We start from the raw sequence: 16,319 nt of genomic DNA on the forward strand, positions 1-16,319 counted from the left end.
TAGCCCGCTAGCCGCCGCCCGTACTGCGGGGGAAGGTGATCTCGACCCGGCGGTTCTTCTTGCGGCCCTCCTCAGTGCCGTTGTCGGCGATCGGGTAGTCCTCGCTGTAGCCGCGGACGTCGAAGACGACGTTCGGATCAGTAACGGTCTTGGCCAACTCGGCCTGCACGGCATCGGCCCGCTTCTTGGAGAGCTCCTTGCCGTGCTCGTAGCTGCCCTGGTCGTCGGTGAACCCGAAGACGCGGATGCGGGTGGCCTTCTGCTGATTGATCTCCTGCGCAATGGCCTGGATCCGCGCGGCGGCCTGTGCGTTGAACACGGCACTGTCCTCGGGGAACAACACCTCGGACTGCAGCGCCATCATGACGGTCTGATTGGTCTCCTGCCGCCGCTGCTCACCCCCGAGGTCCTCGACGACCTCGGCGATGTCCAGGACCTTGACGGGTGCGAGCGTGCCACCCTGCGGGATCTTGAGCCCGGGCGCCTTGGAGTCGATCTGCACGGGCGCGGCGGCGGACGGCTCTGTGCCGGGGGGTGCGGATGGCTTGACGTCGTCGGCATGGGCGCTGCTTGCACCGACGAAGTGAGCCCCGGCCATGACGAAAAGGACGACTGCCGTGGCGACTGTGGTGCGGTGGTTTTTTGTCATGGGATCACCCGGAGATCTTCAGACTGGCCGACGCGAAGGTTGGGAAGTTGAACTCGACCTCGCTGGTGCTCGCCGGAGGGGATGGGAATTGAGCGAAGAAGGGAACGGACTGACCGGCTTCGATGATGACCACGCCAGTGGTGCAGAGGCAGCGCCCCTCCGTGTCTCGGAGCACGTAGTACCTCTTCTTGCCCGCCTTGTCGACCAGGTTGACTCCGGCAACCGAGACACCACTCACATTGAGTTCGTTACCGCGCCAAGCCGCCGTGTTGCCGAAGGCCTTGTCACCGGTGTTCTTGATCTGTCCACTGACGGTCAGAAAGCCACCCGCGTCCCGGGCTGCCGAATTGATGGTCAGGACCACACCGGATTCGCCGTTCACGGTGGCCAGAACCTGAGCCGGAACAGAACTCTGGCTACCGCTTGCTGATGGCTGCGGCTGTGCGCCAACATCTGAACTCTTCACCGCCGCCGCAGTGGCTTGAGGCGCCTTGCCCTGTCCGTCGTCCCCGCATCCGGCCAAGGTAAGGACCAACGCCGCCGCAACCGCAGCAGCTGCTCCCCCACGGACCTTTACCGTGTACCGAACGCTCATCTAAGCAGCTTCCTTGTCTCTCGTTCGCTGTCAGCTGGCAAGTCGCACGTCGAAGAGGCGATGCGCCAGCGTGCTCCATGGGTCCGGGTTCAGAGGGTCGAACCTGACGGTCTTCCCTCCCTTGCACTTGATGTCGACCAGGCCTGGTGACGGAGGACCGGTCGGGCCAGGAGTCGGCGTGCCCGAAGGGGTGAGAGCAGAGCCCAGCTCACATCGCGGCACAACCTCTGCCACCGCTTTGGCCTTGCCGTGCATGTCACGGGTGCCCGGCACGACTGAGTCTCCGACGGTGCCGTTGGTGGTCACCTCAACCGTGAAACGCAGCAACGACCGCGAACAGGTCCCCGTCGCATCGTTCAGCTGAGCAAAGTCCTCGGCTGCCCCGCAAGCCCCTTCCGTGTCAAAGGACTTCCCGTCCAGAATGTCCCGCCAGTCTTCGGGCTTGAGCGTGGCGAGGTCCAGACGTGGCAGCAGCTTGTCGCGGGCTTTCTGTGCCGCCGCCAAGGCGGCCGCATCAGCCGCTCCCTGCGCATCACTGCGGACGACGGCAGCCTGGCCGAACACGAAGAACGCGAGCGCGGCGAATACCAGCGCAACCACGACCATCGCATATAGCGGGAAGGCCTGGCCCTGATCATTCGACCTCCGAGAGTTCAACGACCCGCGGTAAGGGTTCCGATCGCCGTCGTAATGCGGCCTACGATGGCCGTGCCGATACCCGTACCTACCATCGCGCCGATGATCACCACGACCACCAGGATGATGCCCAGGTATTCGAAGGCCGTCTGGCCGCGGTCGAGGTTCGCGTGGCGGTTGCGGAGCCTCGTCACGGCCGTGTCCGTCCAGCCGTTCACCCTGATCCGTGCCTCCACGGCGGCCTTCAGCAGCGTGTTCTGTGACATGGGGGTTCCCTCCCGGGCCGGTACCGGTGTCGATCTGCGGACGGTACGGCGAGTCACCAGTCGTCACCAAGGGTCCCGGGGCCCAATTACGGACCCACTGCGCACTCTGTCTACCCATGACCGGTCACTCCTGGACGGGCGGTTCCCAGCCAGCGGGCGATCGCCTCGCTGCGCGTGGCGCTCTGGAGCTTCGCGAAGATGCGGTTGATGTGGTTCTTGACCGTCTTCTCGCTGATGAAGCAGGCCGCCGCGATCCGCTGGTTGCTCATCCCGGACGCGATCAGATCCATGATCTCCACCTCCCGGGAACTCAGCCCGAAGACAACAGAGTTGTGCATCCGCTCAGAAGACTGTGTCACAGTTCGTTGCGGATGCGAAGAGGCCCGGAGCTCGGCGAGGAGGGCGCTCGCCGCCGTCGGGGTGAAGTGGGGGCGGCCCTGCGGGGCGTCGCGTACCGCCCTCAGCAGGTCGTCCGTCGTGAACTCGCCGTGGACGAGGTAGCCGCCCGCCCCCAACGACAGGGCCTCGCAGATGATTTCGGCTTCCCTGCTGTACGTCAGCATCAGTACGGGAGCCAGCTGCACCAGGTGCGGCAGTGCGGAGATCCCGTCCACCCCCGGCATCCGGACGTCCAGCAGGATCACGTCCGGGGCGTGCCTGCGGGTCAGGCTCAGGGCTTCGCGTCCGTCCGCAGCCTGGGCGATGACGTCGAGGTCCTCGGCCGTGCCCAGGATGGCCGCCAGGCCCGCCCTGATGACCGGGTTGCCGTCCGCGATGAGCACGCTCAGCCGGGCCATGGCTCAGCCACCCCCGAACAGCGCGTCGAAGTCGACGTTCGCGCCGTAGACGAAGCCGCAGACCAGCAGGATCAGCGTGCCGGGGAGCATGAACATGGTCACCGCGAACGTCGCCTTCGGGACGGCCCGGGCCGCGCGGCGCCGGGCGCTCTGGGCGTCCGTACGGCGCATGTCCTCGGCGATCGCGATCAGGGTCTCGACGATCGGCGAGCCGAGCTCCTCGCCCTGCTGGAGGGCCATAACGAACTGCGCGACCTGCTCGCTGTCATTGCGGCGACGCAGTTCGTCGAAGGCCTGGCGGCGGCTGACGCCCATGTTCATCTGCTGCAGGGTGATGCGGATTTCGTCGGCCCAGGGGCCCTCGTACTTGTCCGCCACCCGCTCCAGCGCCTGCCGGAAGCCCAGCCCGGCGCTGACGACAACCGCGAGTACGTCCAGGAAGTCCGGCAGGGTCCGCTCGATGTGGTCGCGGCGGACCCGGATCGCCGACCACAGACCCGCCTCGATCCAGAACAGGCCGAAGGCCACCATGAAGAGCGCGGCGACCAGCTGGCCGTTGATCAGCATTGAGAAGGCGCCGAGGGCGCCCAGTGCGCCGTACACCGCGCGCCGTGCCGCGTAGCGGTCGATCGTCAAGCCCGCCGGGTTGCCCGCCATGTCGATCTGGCGGCGCTTGCGTGCGACCCGCGCCGGCCCCATCAGGCGCAGCACCGCCGGGGCCCAGCGGATGCCCATCCGGTCCACGAGGGAGCCGACCGCCGTCGTGCGGGTGGCCCCGACCTCCAGGGCGAGCGCGAGGTCCGTGGGCAGCTTCACGTCCGCGCGGTAGAGGCGGATGCCGTGGAACGCGCCGAGGACCGACAGGGCCACGGCCAGTGCGAGCAGGAGTCCGGTCATCGTTCCGTCCGCCCCCTCACACATCGATCTTCGACAGGCGGCGGATGAGGACGAAGCCCAGGGCGAAGAGGCCGAGGGCGATGAGCACGGCCGTCTGGCCGAGGAACGCGCCCGTCATCCGGTCGAGCGCGCCGGGCATCATCAGGTCGACCAGCAGCAGGGAGCCGAGGCCGATGGCGGGGACCAGGTACGCCGTCACCGTGACTTGGGAGAGCTGGGTGCGGATCTCGCGCCGCGTCTCCTTGCGCTGCTCCAGCGTCACGGTGAGGTTGCGCAGGCTGTCCACGATCGCGCCGCCCGCGCGGGCCGACAGGACGAGGGTGGAGACGAGGACGACCAGTTCCCGGGACGGCAGGCGCTCGGTGAGTTCGCCGAGGGACTCATCGATCGAGTGGCCGACGGCGAGGCGGTCGGCGACGCGCGCCAGTTCCTCGCCCGCCGGTGCCTCCAGTTCCTCGGCCGCGATGCCGATGGCCGTGCGCAGCGCCAGCCCGGCCTGGGTGGCGTTGGCCAGGATGCGGGCCAGGTCGGGGAGTTGGTTGATGAACCGTTCCGTACGCCGTGACCGCTGCCAGTTGAGGAAGGCGTTCGCCGCCCAGATGCCGATGGCACCGGCCACCGGGCCGAAGAACGGCGCGAGGAGGGAGGACGCGATGAGCCACACCCCCGCGATCGAACCCAGCATGTAGACGAAGAACTCGCCGGGGGTGAGATCCAGTCCGGTGGTCGCCAGCTTCAGCTCGATGCGGCGGCCGAGCTTCGTCTGGCGCAGCCGCCGGTCGACGCCCCGGAAGCGGCGCCGCCGGCCCAGGGGCTCCGGCATGCCGCTCGCCGAGAGGCGCTCGATCAGGGCGGCGTGCTGGGCGCGCCCGGCGACGTACGCCTGGAGTCCGGCGACGACGAGCACGCAGGCCAGCAGGGTAACGCCGAGGGTGAGGAGGATGAGTGGGTTCACTTGATTCATCCGAGGACGCCCCGGCCTTCGGTCAGGGAAGAAATCCTGCTCTTGCGGAGCAGGGCAGGGAATGACGGATCGCCGTCAGGGCTATGCGTCGTCTGCCACGGGAGCGGCGCGCTCGGCCTCCAAGCGACACAGGATCTCGGAGTTGAGGGACCGGCGGGCGGACTTGGCATGAGCAACCAGCCACGCGTGGAGATCTGCTGGGAGCCTGAGCGTGATGCGCACTTCATGGTCCATGCTTCCAATTGTAGTGGCAGAATGGTGTCATGACGACACCACAGATGCCGGAGGAGGCCGGGTACGCCCGGTACACCTACCGCTTGCGCGTGTCGTCCACGGCGCTCGCCGCACTGCTGGGCGAGTGGGGCCGGTGCCGGTGGATCTGGAACGAGTGCGCGGCCCGGTCGATGAAGGCCCACAAGGGGGACGAGAAGTGCGGGCCTGCCCAGTTGGACAAGATGCTGACCGAAGCCCGCAGCCGAAACGCGTGGCTGCGTGAGGGCAGCTCGGTCCCGCAGCAGCAACTCATACGCGACTTCGGGAAGTCCCGCGCCAAGGCGCTCAAAGACATCAAGGCGCGGCTGCCGATGCGGCAGCGGGCCGGGCTGCCGAAATACAAGAAGAAGTCCAAGGCCGACCCGACACTCAACTACACCCGACGCGGCTTCCGTCTCAGGGACGGAAAGCTTCATCTCGCTGGCGACCTCAGCCTGACGGTGGTGTGGTCGCGAGAACTCCCAGCGGAACCGTCCAGCGTGCGTATCTACCGCGACAGCCTCGGCCACTGGTACGCGTCGTTTGTCGTTCCCATCGAAACTCAGCCGCTCCCGGAGACGGGCGCGGTACTGGGGATCGATTGGGGCGTGAAGGAGACCGCTACCACTACCAGTGGCATTCACGACCTTCCCCATGCCGAGCACGGCAAGAAGGCGGCCACGAGGCTCGCGCACTATCAGCGGATAATGGCCCGCAGGCAGCCTGCAAGCGGCAAGGCCGCATCGAAGGGCTACCGTCGGGCGAGGAAGCTGACGGCCAAGCTGCACAAGAAGGTCGCGCGCCAGCGGCAGGACACGGGCCGCAAGTGGGCCAAGGCCGTTGTCCGCGACCACGACCAGATCGCGGTGGAGGACTTCCGGCCGAAGTTCCTCGCCAAGACCACCATGGCGCGTAAGGCCGCCGACGCTGCGATCTCCGCGACGAAGCGCGAGCTGGTCGCCATGGCGCGCAAACATCAGCGCATCGTGCACCTTGTCCACCCCGCGCACACCACAATGGACTGTGCGCAGTGCGGAGCGAGAACCAAGCACGCACTACCTCTCTCAGAACGTACCTACGCCTGCACCGCCTGCGGAGCCGTATCCCCCAGGGACAAGAACTCCGCACACGTGATGCTGGTCCGGGCTGGTCTCAACCCGGCTGGTGCTGATCGTGTAAGACCTGCCGGACCGCCGGTCCGCAGGCGACGTGAGCCAGGAATCCCCTCCCTTTGAGGGGCGGGGAGGATTCAAAGGGCGGTCCGGGTGATGTGCGGGGTGGTCAGGGGGTCCTCCGGCGCGACGCCGAAGGCCTGCGGGACGGGCTGGTTGTTCATGTAGAGGCGTTCCGCGATCCGGCGGGGCAGCGGGTAGTACTCGAAGTAGCCGTGGACGCGCCCGTCCGCGCCCATCGGCTGGGCCCCGAAGCGGCAGACCGTGGTGATGCGGAAGGGTTCGCGGCCGTGCGATTCGAGGACGGAGATCTCGGTGATGCGGCGCGAGCCGTCGCCGAAGCGGGTGAGCTGGACGATGACGTTCACCGCGCTGTTGATCTGGTCCTGCAGGGCCTCGAAGGGGATCTCGACCTCCGACATGGAGGCGAGGGTCTGCAGGCGCATCAGGGCGTCCGAGGAACTGTTGGCGTGGACGGTGGCCAGGGAGCCGTCGTGGCCGGTGGACATCGCCTGGAGCATGTCGAGGGTCTCGCCGCCGCGGACCTCACCGACGATGATGCGGTCGGGGCGCATGCGCAGGGAGTTGCGTACGAGGTCGCGGATGGTGATCTGGCCCTTGCCCTCGACGTTCGCGGGGCGGGATTCGAGGCGGATGACGTGGGCCTGCTGGAGCTGGAGTTCGGCCGAGTCCTCGATGGTGATGATGCGTTCGCCCTCCGGGATCAGCCCGGAGAGGGCGTTGAGGAGGGTGGTCTTGCCGGTGCCGGTGGCTCCGGAGACGATCACGTTCATCTTCGCCCCGACCAGGCCGGAGAGCAGTATCAGCATCTGCTCGTCGAGCGAGCCGAGGGCGATCATCTCGTGCAGGGTGAAGGCGCGCGGGAAGCGGCGGATGGTGAGGGTGGCGCCGGTCAGGGAGAGCGGCGGGATGATGACGTTGACGCGCTCGCCGCTGGGGAGGCGGGCGTCGACCATCGGATTGGCCTCGTCCACGCGGCGGTTGACGGTGGAGACGATGCGCTCGATGGTCTGCATCAGCTGCTCGTGCGAGGCGAAGCGGATGGGGAGCTGTTCGACCCGGCCGGCGCGCTCCACGTAGATGTGGTCGGGGCCGTTCACCATGATCTCCGAGATCGAGGCGTCTTCGAGGAGCGGTTCGAGCACGCCGAGCCCGAGGGCTTCGTCGACGACGCGACGGATCAGTTGGGCGCGCTCGACCGTGGAGAGGACGGGGCCCTCGCGGCTGATGATGTGGCCGAGCACGCGCTCCAGGCGCGCCCGGCGCTCGGCGGGCGCCAGCGCGGACATCTCGGCGAGGTCGATCTCCTCCAGCAGCTTGGCGCGGTAGGAGGAGACGAGCCGGCCGTCCTCGCGCGGGCTGTGGCGGTCGTCGGGGGTGTTGACCCGTGAACGCAGGCTCATGGTCCGGTCACCTTCGGGTCGTCGTTGGGCATGACGGCCGTGGCCACGGCGTCATTGATGCGGAGCCCCGGCACGATCGCGTTGATCCTGATGGTGACCGTTGCGGTCACCGCGTCACCGCCGGGAGGCACGGAGACGTCCGCGTCGAGCCCCTCCCGTATGGCGGCCCGTCCGGCGGCTTCCCCTCTGCCCCGATGCTGGGCTTCCACCCGTGCCGCCGTGCGCGCCGCCGTGTCCGCCTGCTCGTGGACGTACGCGACCCAGCCGAGCTGGATCCCGCAGAGGGCGACGAACAGCAGGATCGGTATGAAGCCGATGTATTCGATGGCTACTTGGCCCTGGTCGGAGCGCACACGTCGCGTCACGTCAGTTCCCCTCCCTCTCCATCGCCGCGCCACCCGAGCCCTCGATGCGTCCGAAGTTGAGTCCCGGGTAGAGGACGGGGATCCGGAGCGTGACCCTCGCCTTGTAGATGTCCCCTGACCGGCCGCAGTCGGGTTCCATCTCCCATGCCTCCCCGATGTGCTTCCGCGCCGCCGCCCGGCAAGCCGCATCGTCCTTCACCGCCCCCGCCCGCGCCGCCTCGTCCGCCGCGTTGCCCGCCAGGGAGAAGGCGTAGCCGATCAGTACGCACTCCCACACCGCCGCCACGAGCAGCAGGATCAGCGGCACCGTGCCCACGAACTCGATCGCCACCTGGCCCCGGTCCCCGCGCCCCGGTCTGCGGGCGGGCACGTGTCAGCCCTCCCGGCCGCGGCGCAGGCGGGCCACCGGGCCCGTCGCGCGGACCGCCAGGGAGGCGCCCGGGGTGGTGGGCGTCGTGGACGGGGTGGCGGTGTCGGGGGTCGACAGGAGGCCGAGTTCGCCGGCCAGGGTCCATAGGGCCGTCTTGACCGTCGAGCGGTTGTCGAGGTCCTGGACGCGGCCGGCGTCGACCACGGCCTGGAGTTCCTTGAAGGCGGCCGGGACCGGGGTGCGGGTGGCGCGGGTCTTGGTGATCTTCTCGATCAGGGCGGGCTGGATCTCGGTGTGCTTGCTCCAGCGGTTGACGACCATCGCCGTGTCCTCCGCCTTGCGGACCTGGAGCCTTTCCCACATCCGGACCATGCGCTTGGCCGCCCGGACCGCGACCACGTCCGGGGTGGTGACCAGCACCGCCACGTCCGCCATCTCCACGGCCGCCGCGTTGGCTCCGGTGACCTGGGTGCCGCAGTCGACCACGACGAGTTCGTAGCGGCTGCGCAGGGCTCCGACGATGTGCCGGGCGGCCCGGTCGTCGACCTCTTCGCCCCGCTCCCCGTCCGCCGGGGCCAGCAGCAGTGCGAGGCCCGAGGCGTCGTCGTAGACGGCGTCCTGGAGGACCCGCGGGGAGATGTCCTGGATCCCGGCGAGGTCGGCGATGGAGCGACGGAACTGCACGTCGAGGTACGAGCCGACGTCGCCCGCCTGGAGGTCCAGGTCGACCAGTGCGGTACGCCGGCCCGAGGCGGCCGCGGCCAGCGCGAACTGCACGGCGGTGAAGGTGGTGCCCACCCCGCCCTTGGCTCCGGTGACGGTGACCACCCGGCCGCCCGGGCCCGTGAACACGTCGGCGGCGGCGCCCCCGCCCAGGTGGCGGCGTACGCCCACGGACCACTGGGCGGCGGCCTGGACGCGGGCGGCGAGTTCCTCGTAGGAGAGTGGGAGGCCGATCAGGCCGCGCGCGCCCGAGTCCATGGCGGCGGAGAAGAGCCCCGGGCCGGCGTCCGAGGAGACCAGGACGACGCCCACGGCCGGGAAGCGCAGGGCGACCTCCCGGATGAGTTCCAGGGCGGGCACCGGGCCGATCCGCTCGTGGACGAGGACGACCTCGGGGAGTTCGTCGATGGAGTCGGCGGCGAGGCGGGCGAGGGTGTCCAGGAGCGTGGTCGCGTCGGGGACGGGGGCTGCCGGCTCGGCGGCCGGGAGCTGGCTGAGCAGCGTCACGATGGCGCGGGCGGCGTCCGGGTCGCCGACCGCGGGGAGGATTCGGGTGGTCATCCGGGCCTCACCTGTCCCCGTCGAGGGTGTACGTGCGGTCGCCCGGGGCGGGCGCCGAGTCGGTGCCGGGGGCCACCAGGGCCAGGCGTACGTGCTCCGCGAAGGACTCGGCGTACGCGACGCGCTGGGTGTCCTTGGTGCTCAGGGCGAAGGTGATCGGGACGGCCTCGGCGGGGCCCTTGCGGTCGCTGTCCTTGTCCAGGGCGGTGAGCTTGCCGACGCCCAGGACCCGGGCGTTGGCGACGATGATCACCGATCGCGAGGGGTCGGTGTCCTTGGCGCCCTTGAAGGTGGCGAGGATGTTGACCTTGGCGCCGGAGGTGATCTTGCCGGCCACGCCGGTGGCGGCGTCGATCATGATGGCGATCTCCTGCTCACCGGGCTGGAGCTGCGGCCGGTCGACGAACATGTCCGCCTGGAGCAGCGAGCCCTTCTTGAGCGTGGTGAGGGCGATCTTGTCCTTGAGCGCGCCCAGGTCGGTGACGGCGGTGTCGGAGAGCCACCGTTTGGGGATCCTGACCTCCTCGAACTGCCCGGCCGCCAGCGGGCTGTACGGGGCTATGTCGCCCTTGGCCCGGTACGCGACGACCTCGGCGCCGACCTTGGAGTTGACGTCGCCGATCACCACGAGGACCCCGGCGAAGGCCCCGAGCGCGCACAGGACCGACAGGAGCAGCAGGATGACGCCGCGGCGCTGGCGTGAGTTCATGGGCCTTACCTACCTCGCCGTTCTTCATTCATTCGTGCGTTCGAGTGATCAGGGTCTGGAACGGGCGGTGCTCGCGGGCGGCGGCGGTGCGGTGAGCGGTGCCGCGCAGAAGCCGCAGCGGTCTCCGATGAGTTCGAGGCCGCACCAGCGGCACTCCTCCCGGCGGACCGAGGCGACGAGTTGGTAGAGCACGGACAGGTCCGGGATGCCGGCGGCGAACTCGACGAGTTTCGGGGTGCCCCACCAGCCGGGGGACGCGGCGGGCAGCGGGTTCTCCAGGACGCCCTGGACCTGCCAGGCGGGGGCCAGTTCGGCCGTGACCCAGTCGGAGGCGAGCTGGCCGCGGGCGAAGGTGAGGTGCGTGGCGAACTCGGGGCCGGCCGGCAGCAGCGCGCCGCGGGGGCCGTGGGCGCCCTGGGATCCGCCGCCGCCCAGTTTCGCCAGGTGCGGTTTCGGGTGGGCCATCACGGCGAACTGTGCGCTCGGCGACCAGGACCTGGCGTGTGCCCCGAGTCCGACCGGGACCCGGACCCGGTCGAGTTTGGCGACCGAGCCCAGCAGGGCGCCCGCGTAGATGTAGTGGGACAGCAGCCGGGCCGCGGAGGCGATGACCCCGGGGCTGAAGTCGCAGACGCTGAGCTGGCGCAGCTGACGTGCCAGCAGGGCCGTTCCCAGGGGCGGCAGATCGATGCCGAGGAGCGCGATCCGGTCGGTTTCCAGGATGGCGCGTACGGTGTGCAGGCGCTGGACGGTGGAGCGCGGGAGCCACGGCGGTACGAGGGCCACGAGGTGGCCGTGCCGCTCCAGCAGGGCGCCCGTCTCGGCGAGCGAGGACTCCAGGTCGAGCTGCTCGGGCGGGTGGAGTAAGGCGGCCCCGGGCGTGTGCCGGTCAGGGGCCGGAAGCACCAGATCGGCGCTGGTGACAGCGATGGCGGTCGGCACGCGCATTCCCCCGTTCCCCCACGTACACCCCGTACGCCCGTACGTCGCGGGCACGTCACGTGCCCGACGCGCGCTCCACACGGACTCGACCCGGACCTGACGCGGACCTGACGCGGATTCGACACGGACTTCTGGCGTCCACGTCCGCACCGCACGACCGCATTCGATCGACCCGCTCCCCCTTGCCCGAGCACCATATCCGCGTCACCCCTGGCAGGGCAGGGCCTTGAAGATTCCCGTGCAACCAACACGCGTCACGGGGGTCGGAAACCCGGACAACAGGGATCGCATAGCGGGCCATTTCAAGCCACATCGCGAAGACCCTTGACAGCGGGATTGGTCTGGACCAACTTGTCAGCCAACGCCTTGAGTCGGACCCACCCCACTCGGTCCGCCTCCGTCCACACCCCGCTTCCTCCCCCCCCACCGGAGCCCACGTGAACCGCATACGCTCCCTCGCCCTGCCCATCGCCGTCACCCTGACCGCGGGCGCCCTGTCCGCCCTCGCCGCCGGCACCGCACAGGCCGCCGACGTGAACGTCGCCCGCAACGGCGGCTTCGAATCGGGTCTCGCCAACTGGTCCTGCACCGGCGGAACCGGCACTTCCGTCTCCTCGCCCGTCTACGCCGGATCCGGTGCCTTGAAGGCCACCCCGGCGGGATCGGACAACGCCCGCTGCAGCCAGACCGTCACGGTCAAGCCGAACTCGACGTACACGCTGAGCACGCAGGTCCAGGGCAGCTACGTCTACCTCGGTGCGACCGGGACCGGCACCCAGGACGTCTCCACCTGGACGCCCGGGTCGGGCGCCGGCTGGCAGAAGCTCTCCACCACCTTCACCACCGGTCCCAACACCACCCAGGTCACCGTCTACACACACGGCTGGTACGGCCAGCCGGCCTACGTCGTGGACGAGTTCAGCGTCTTCGGCCCGGACGGCGGGGGCGGCACCGACCCCGGCCCGTCGGTCCCCGGGGCCCCGGCCGGAACGGCCGTTTCCGGTCAGAGCGCGAACGCCCTCACCCTTTCGTGGAACGCGGTCAGCTCGGCAACCGGCTACTACGTGTATCAGGACGGCGTCCGCGTCAAGACCGTGACCGGCGGCGCCGCCTCCACCCAGATCACCGGGCTCGCGGCCTCGACCTCGTACTCCTTCCAGGTGAGCGCGTACAACGCGGCGGGCGAAGGCCCGAAGTCCGCCCCGGTGACCGGCACCACCACCGGCACCGGCCCGGGTCCGGGCCCGGGTCCCGCCGTCCCCAAGCACGCCCTGACCGGCTACTGGCAGAACTTCAACAATGGCGCGACCGTCCAGAAGATCTCCGACGTGTCGGCGCAGTACGACATCATCGCCGTCTCCTTCGCGGACGCCACCACCACGCCCGGCGCCATCACCTTCAACCTCGACTCGGCCGGCCTCGGCGGCTACACCGTCGCCCAGTTCAAGGCCGACATCGCCGCGAAGAAGGCGGCCGGCAAGTCGGTCGTCCTCTCCATCGGGGGCGAGAAGGGGACCATCACCGTCAACGACTCGACCTCCGCGAACAACCTCGCGAACTCCGCGTACGCCCTGATGCAGGAGTACGGGTTCACCGGCATCGACATCGACATCGAGAACGGCCTGAACCCCACCTACATGACGCAGGCCCTGCGTTCGTTGTCGTCCAAGGCCGGCTCCTCGCTCGTCATCACCATGGCCCCGCAGACGATCGACATGCAGTCCACGCAGGGCGGCTACTTCAAGACGGCGCTGAACATCAAGGACATCCTCACCGTCGTCAACATGCAGTACTACAACAGCGGCTCGATGAACGGCTGCGACGGCAAGGTCTACTCCCAGGGCTCGGTGGACTTCCTCACCGCGCTCGCCTGCATCCAGCTGGAGGGCGGCCTCGACCCCTCGCAGGTGGGCATCGGCGTCCCGGCCTCGCCCAGCGGCGCGGGCAGCGGCTACGTGTCCCCGACGATCGTCAACAACGCCCTGGACTGCTTGACCCGGGGAACGAACTGCGGCTCCTTCAAGCCGTCGAAGACCTACCCGGGTCTGCGCGGCGCGATGACCTGGTCGACCAACTGGGACGCCAAGGCGGGTAGTGCTTGGTCGAACTCGGTGGGTCCGAAGGTCCACGGGCTCCCGTAGGCGGTACTGGTGGGGGTGGCCGGATCGGTACGGCCTGCGCAGGGTGTTCTTGACCGGGACATGCCACGAGAGCACGCTGTGCGCGTCCGCACGGCTATCCCCACACTCCCGACCCAGGAGAACGCATGCGGCTCCATACCCGCCGGAGGGCCGCCGTCACGGCGGCCCTGCTGGCGCTCGCGCTGGGCGCACCCGCCTACGGCATGAGCGCGACGGCCTCACCTCCGCCCACCCCTTCGACCGCCACTCAGGACGAGGCGATCGTCCAGTACCGGATCCACGGCCCCTCCACCGCAGCCGACCGAACCGCCCTGCTCCGTACGGGCGTCTCGATCGACGAGGTGGACGACCACACCGTCGTGGTCAGCGCCGACACCATGCAGGCCAAGAAGCTCAAGGAGCTCGGCTACCGGCTGACGGCCCTGCCCGGACCCCCGGACCGCTCGCTGCCCGGCATCGCGGCGAGCCCGATGGACTTCCCCTCGGCGGACTCGAAGTACCACAACTACGCCGAGGCGACGGCGGAGATCAACCAGCTCGTCGCGCAGTACCCGGCGATCGCGAGCAAGCAGGTGATCGGGAAGTCGTACCAGGGCCGGGACATGTTCGCCATCAAGATCAGCGACAACGTCGCGACGGACGAGTCCGAGCCCGAGGTGCTCTTCACCGCCCACCAGCACGCGCGCGAGCACCTGACCGTCGAGATGGCCCTGTACCTGCTCAAGGAGTTCACCTCAAAGTACGGGAGCGACTCCCGGGTCACGGGCGCCGTCAACGGCCGCGAGATCTGGATCGTCCCGGACCTCAACCCGGACGGCGGCGAGTACGACATCGCCACCGGCTCCTACCGCTCCTGGCGCAAGAACCGGCAGCCGAACTCCGGCTCCTCCTACGTCGGCACGGACGAGAACCGCAACTGGAACTACAAGTGGGGCTGCTGCGGCGGTTCCAGCAGCAGCAAGAGCTCCGAGACCTACCGGGGAGCCGCCGCCGAGTCGGCGCCCGAGGTGAAGGTCGTCGCGGACTTCGTCCGCAGCCGGGTGATCGGCGGCAAGCAGCAGATCAAGGCCGCCATCGACTTCCACACCTACAGCGAGCTCGTCCTGTGGCCCTTCGGCTACACCTACAACGACACCGCCCCGGGCCTGACCGCCGACGACCTCGCCGTCTACAAGAAGATCGGCACGAGCATGGCGGCGAGCAACGGCTACACGCCGGAGCAGTCGAGCGACCTGTACATCACGGACGGGACGATCGACGACTGGCTGTGGGGCAACCAGAAGATCTTCTCCTACACCTTCGAGATGTACCCGGAGAGCGGTGGCGGCGGCTTCTACCCGCCGGACGAGGTCATCGACCGCGAGACCGCGCGCAACAAGGACGCGGTGCTCCAGCTGCTGGAGAACGCGGACTGCATGTACCGCTCGATCGGCAAGGAAGCCCAGTACTGCGCGGCGCCGTGACCGGCTGACCGTGTGAAAGGGGGCGCCCCACCGCCAGGGGGGCGCCCCGCACACGTGTCCGGCGGCGGACCGGACTCAGCCCAGCACGGCGAGGGCGTCGATCTCGATGAGCAGCCCGGCCGGCAGGCCCACGTACACGGTGGTACGGGCGGCGGGGGCCTCCTTCAGGCCCTGCTCTTCGAAGTAGGCGTCGTAGAGGGCGTTCATCTCGGCGAAGTGGCCGGTGTCGGTGAGGTAGACGCGGATCATCATCACGTCGTCCCAGCCCGCACCACCGGCCTCCAGGACGGAGCGAACGTTCTCCAGGGTCTGGAGGGTCTGCTCGCGCAGGGCCGGACCGGCGGGCGTGGGCGGCTGCCCCTCCACGTGCGGGAGGAAGCCGACCTGACCGGCGACCTGGAGGATGTTCCCCTTCCGCACGCCGTGCGAGAACCTCGCGGGCGGGGTGGTGTGGGTACCGGGCGTGATGGCGACCTTCTCGTCCACGTTCTTCTCGTCCACGTTCTTCTCGCTCACGTGCTCTCCTGTGCTCCTGAGTAGTCCTGACTGATGGCTTCGGCGGTGCACAGCACCTGCGGCAGCAGTTCGAGCAGCCCCTCGGCGGGGATGACCACACCGGGCGCGGAGACCGACAGCGCCGCGACGACCCGTCCGTCCGGCCCGTGCACGGGTGCCCCGAGGCAGTTGATCGACTCCTCGTGCCCACCGAAATCGGTGGCCCAGCCCTGCTGGCGCACGAGGTCCAGTTCGCGCAGGAAGGCCGCCGCGTCCGGGGTGGAGCGGGCGGTGTAGCGGGGGTACTCGATCCGGCCGACGAGGGCCCGGAGCTCGGCCTCGGGCAGGTCGGCGAGGAGCAGCTTGGCCACGGCGGCGACCGTGAGGGGCACGGGCCTGCCGATGCGGGAGTACATGCGGACCGGGTAACGGCTGTCGACCTTGTCGACGTACACGACCTCGTCGTCCTGGTGGAGGGCGAGGTGAACGGTGTGCCCGGTGGTCCGGTTCAGCTCGACCAGGTGGGGGTGCGCGATCTCCCGGACGTCCAGGTTCTCGATGGCCTCGGCGGCGAGCGCGAAGAGCTGCGCGCCGAGCCGGTAGCGACCGTCGGGCCGGCGGTAGACGAAGCCGCGTTCGTTCAGGGTGCGCAGCAGGCGCAGCGCGGTGCTCTTGTGCACGCCGAGCTCGTCCGCGACCTCTCCGAGGCCCGCGGGGCCCTTCGCGAGCAGCGGCAGCACCGCGAGCGCCCGTTCCACGGACTGGCTCATCCCTCGTCCTCTCAAACGGTCACTGCAAGACCGGCTCCGCCGGCCCCGGGGCTCCGCACGTTGACCCGTCGTCACCCGGGATGTTAGACAGCGTGCAGCGGTATACGCAACGACCGTTGCATCACACG

Annotated in this window: 19 protein-coding genes; 3 read left to right on the forward strand and 16 right to left on the reverse strand. The window is 69.2% G+C overall.

Features of this window, described 5'->3' with window-relative positions; translation table 11 throughout:
• Positions 1-7: 7 nt before the first annotated feature.
• The 8 genes from OG207_RS16720 to OG207_RS16755 form a co-directional block, all read right to left on the reverse strand.
• Positions 8-649 (reverse strand): OmpA family protein, encoded by a 642-nt coding sequence (locus OG207_RS16720; RefSeq protein ID WP_329099331.1) that lies wholly within the window; start codon positions 647-649, stop codon positions 8-10.
• Positions 650-653: 4 nt separating this feature from the next.
• Positions 654-1,244, reverse strand: coding sequence for a hypothetical protein (locus tag OG207_RS16725; RefSeq protein WP_329099332.1), 591 nt, complete (start codon positions 1,242-1,244; stop codon positions 654-656).
• Between the two features lie 30 nt (positions 1,245-1,274).
• A complete protein-coding gene (locus tag OG207_RS16730) occupies positions 1,275-1,901 on the reverse strand; it encodes a pilus assembly protein TadG-related protein (RefSeq protein ID WP_329099333.1) in 627 nt (208 codons plus the stop codon).
• Positions 1,898-2,146: a hypothetical protein gene (locus OG207_RS16735; RefSeq protein ID WP_329099334.1), complete on the reverse strand. Its 249-nt coding sequence runs from the start codon at positions 2,144-2,146 to the stop codon at positions 1,898-1,900. The genes OG207_RS16730 and OG207_RS16735 overlap by 4 nt, the downstream gene beginning before the upstream one ends.
• A 110-nt stretch (positions 2,147-2,256) precedes the next feature.
• A complete protein-coding gene (locus OG207_RS16740; RefSeq protein ID WP_329099335.1) occupies positions 2,257-2,943 on the reverse strand; it encodes a response regulator transcription factor in 687 nt (228 codons plus the stop codon).
• Between the two features lie 3 nt (positions 2,944-2,946).
• Entirely contained in the window at positions 2,947-3,840 is an 894-nt protein-coding gene (locus OG207_RS16745; RefSeq protein ID WP_329099336.1) for a DUF5936 domain-containing protein, read from the reverse strand.
• 16 nt (positions 3,841-3,856) lie between these two features.
• Positions 3,857-4,804 (reverse strand): type II secretion system F family protein, encoded by a 948-nt coding sequence (locus tag OG207_RS16750; protein ID WP_329099337.1) that lies wholly within the window; start codon positions 4,802-4,804, stop codon positions 3,857-3,859.
• Positions 4,805-4,885: 81 nt separating this feature from the next.
• Entirely contained in the window at positions 4,886-5,038 is a 153-nt protein-coding gene (locus OG207_RS16755; RefSeq protein WP_329099338.1) for an Arc family DNA-binding protein, read from the reverse strand.
• 29 nt (positions 5,039-5,067) lie between these two features.
• Here OG207_RS16755 and OG207_RS16760 point away from each other — a divergent pair, with 29 nt between their 5' ends.
• Positions 5,068-6,291, forward strand: a complete 1,224-nt coding sequence (locus OG207_RS16760; RefSeq protein ID WP_329099339.1) for an RNA-guided endonuclease InsQ/TnpB family protein — start codon at positions 5,068-5,070, stop codon at positions 6,289-6,291.
• A 14-nt stretch (positions 6,292-6,305) separates the two neighbouring features.
• Here the strand turns inward: OG207_RS16760 and OG207_RS16765 are convergent, their stop codons facing one another.
• The 6 genes from OG207_RS16765 to OG207_RS16790 are packed head-to-tail and all read right to left on the reverse strand — an operon-like array spanning position 6,306 to position 11,328.
• Positions 6,306-7,652, reverse strand: coding sequence for a CpaF family protein (locus OG207_RS16765; protein WP_329099340.1), 1,347 nt, complete (start codon positions 7,650-7,652; stop codon positions 6,306-6,308).
• Positions 7,649-8,017, reverse strand: a complete 369-nt coding sequence (locus tag OG207_RS16770) for a TadE/TadG family type IV pilus assembly protein (protein WP_329099341.1) — start codon at positions 8,015-8,017, stop codon at positions 7,649-7,651. The genes OG207_RS16765 and OG207_RS16770 overlap by 4 nt, the downstream gene beginning before the upstream one ends.
• Before the next feature lies 1 nt (position 8,018).
• On the reverse strand, positions 8,019-8,387 hold the full coding sequence (locus OG207_RS16775) for a TadE/TadG family type IV pilus assembly protein (protein WP_329099342.1): 369 nt from the start codon (positions 8,385-8,387) through the stop codon (positions 8,019-8,021).
• 3 nt (positions 8,388-8,390) lie between these two features.
• Positions 8,391-9,671 (reverse strand): AAA family ATPase, encoded by a 1,281-nt coding sequence (locus tag OG207_RS16780; protein WP_329099343.1) that lies wholly within the window; start codon positions 9,669-9,671, stop codon positions 8,391-8,393.
• Between the two features lie 7 nt (positions 9,672-9,678).
• Positions 9,679-10,380, reverse strand: coding sequence for a Flp pilus assembly protein CpaB (cpaB, locus tag OG207_RS16785; RefSeq protein WP_329099344.1), 702 nt, complete (start codon positions 10,378-10,380; stop codon positions 9,679-9,681).
• Between the two features lie 48 nt (positions 10,381-10,428).
• Positions 10,429-11,328 carry a hypothetical protein gene (locus OG207_RS16790; protein ID WP_329099345.1) on the reverse strand — a complete coding sequence of 300 codons (900 nt, stop codon included), beginning with the start codon at positions 11,326-11,328 and terminating at the stop codon, positions 10,429-10,431.
• 431 nt (positions 11,329-11,759) lie between these two features.
• Between OG207_RS16790 and OG207_RS16795 the strand changes: the two genes are divergently transcribed.
• Together OG207_RS16795 and OG207_RS16800 are read left to right on the forward strand one after the other, a co-directional pair.
• Positions 11,760-13,463: a chitinase gene (locus tag OG207_RS16795; RefSeq protein WP_443072718.1), complete on the forward strand. Its 1,704-nt coding sequence runs from the start codon at positions 11,760-11,762 to the stop codon at positions 13,461-13,463.
• Between the two features lie 125 nt (positions 13,464-13,588).
• Positions 13,589-14,926 carry a M14 family metallopeptidase gene (locus OG207_RS16800; RefSeq protein WP_329099346.1) on the forward strand — a complete coding sequence of 446 codons (1,338 nt, stop codon included), beginning with the start codon at positions 13,589-13,591 and terminating at the stop codon, positions 14,924-14,926.
• 75 nt (positions 14,927-15,001) lie between these two features.
• On the opposite strand, the gene OG207_RS16805 is transcribed toward OG207_RS16800, so the two are convergent.
• Both OG207_RS16805 and OG207_RS16810 read right to left on the reverse strand, forming a co-directional pair.
• Complete coding sequence (locus OG207_RS16805; protein ID WP_329107687.1) at positions 15,002-15,412, reverse strand: RidA family protein; 411 nt, start codon at positions 15,410-15,412, stop codon at positions 15,002-15,004.
• A gap of 26 nt (positions 15,413-15,438) precedes the next feature.
• Positions 15,439-16,191: an IclR family transcriptional regulator gene (locus tag OG207_RS16810; protein WP_329099347.1), complete on the reverse strand. Its 753-nt coding sequence runs from the start codon at positions 16,189-16,191 to the stop codon at positions 15,439-15,441.
• Positions 16,192-16,319: the final 128 nt, after the last annotated feature.

This window comes from Streptomyces sp. NBC_01439, from assembly GCF_036227605.1.
GTDB lineage: Bacteria > Actinomycetota > Actinomycetes > Streptomycetales > Streptomycetaceae > Streptomyces.

Coding starts and splice junctions, on each gene's coding strand:
- OG207_RS16790 (WP_329099345.1), bottom strand. CDS start 11,328: ATGCGCGTGCCGACCGCCATCGCTGTCACCAGCGCCGATCTGGTGCTT.
- OG207_RS16760 (WP_329099339.1), top strand. CDS start 5,068: ATGACGACACCACAGATGCCGGAGGAGGCCGGGTACGCCCGGTACACC.
- cpaB (WP_329099344.1), bottom strand. CDS start 10,380: ATGAACTCACGCCAGCGCCGCGGCGTCATCCTGCTGCTCCTGTCGGTC.
- OG207_RS16755 (WP_329099338.1), bottom strand. CDS start 5,038: ATGGACCATGAAGTGCGCATCACGCTCAGGCTCCCAGCAGATCTCCAC.
- OG207_RS16720 (WP_329099331.1), bottom strand. CDS start 649: ATGACAAAAAACCACCGCACCACAGTCGCCACGGCAGTCGTCCTTTTC.
- OG207_RS16745 (WP_329099336.1), bottom strand. CDS start 3,840: ATGACCGGACTCCTGCTCGCACTGGCCGTGGCCCTGTCGGTCCTCGGC.
- OG207_RS16750 (WP_329099337.1), bottom strand. CDS start 4,804: ATGAATCAAGTGAACCCACTCATCCTCCTCACCCTCGGCGTTACCCTG.
- OG207_RS16810 (WP_329099347.1), bottom strand. CDS start 16,191: ATGAGCCAGTCCGTGGAACGGGCGCTCGCGGTGCTGCCGCTGCTCGCG.
- OG207_RS16800 (WP_329099346.1), top strand. CDS start 13,589: ATGCGGCTCCATACCCGCCGGAGGGCCGCCGTCACGGCGGCCCTGCTG.
- OG207_RS16735 (WP_329099334.1), bottom strand. CDS start 2,146: ATGTCACAGAACACGCTGCTGAAGGCCGCCGTGGAGGCACGGATCAGG.
- OG207_RS16765 (WP_329099340.1), bottom strand. CDS start 7,652: ATGAGCCTGCGTTCACGGGTCAACACCCCCGACGACCGCCACAGCCCG.
- OG207_RS16780 (WP_329099343.1), bottom strand. CDS start 9,671: ATGACCACCCGAATCCTCCCCGCGGTCGGCGACCCGGACGCCGCCCGC.
- OG207_RS16725 (WP_329099332.1), bottom strand. CDS start 1,244: ATGAGCGTTCGGTACACGGTAAAGGTCCGTGGGGGAGCAGCTGCTGCG.
- OG207_RS16740 (WP_329099335.1), bottom strand. CDS start 2,943: ATGGCCCGGCTGAGCGTGCTCATCGCGGACGGCAACCCGGTCATCAGG.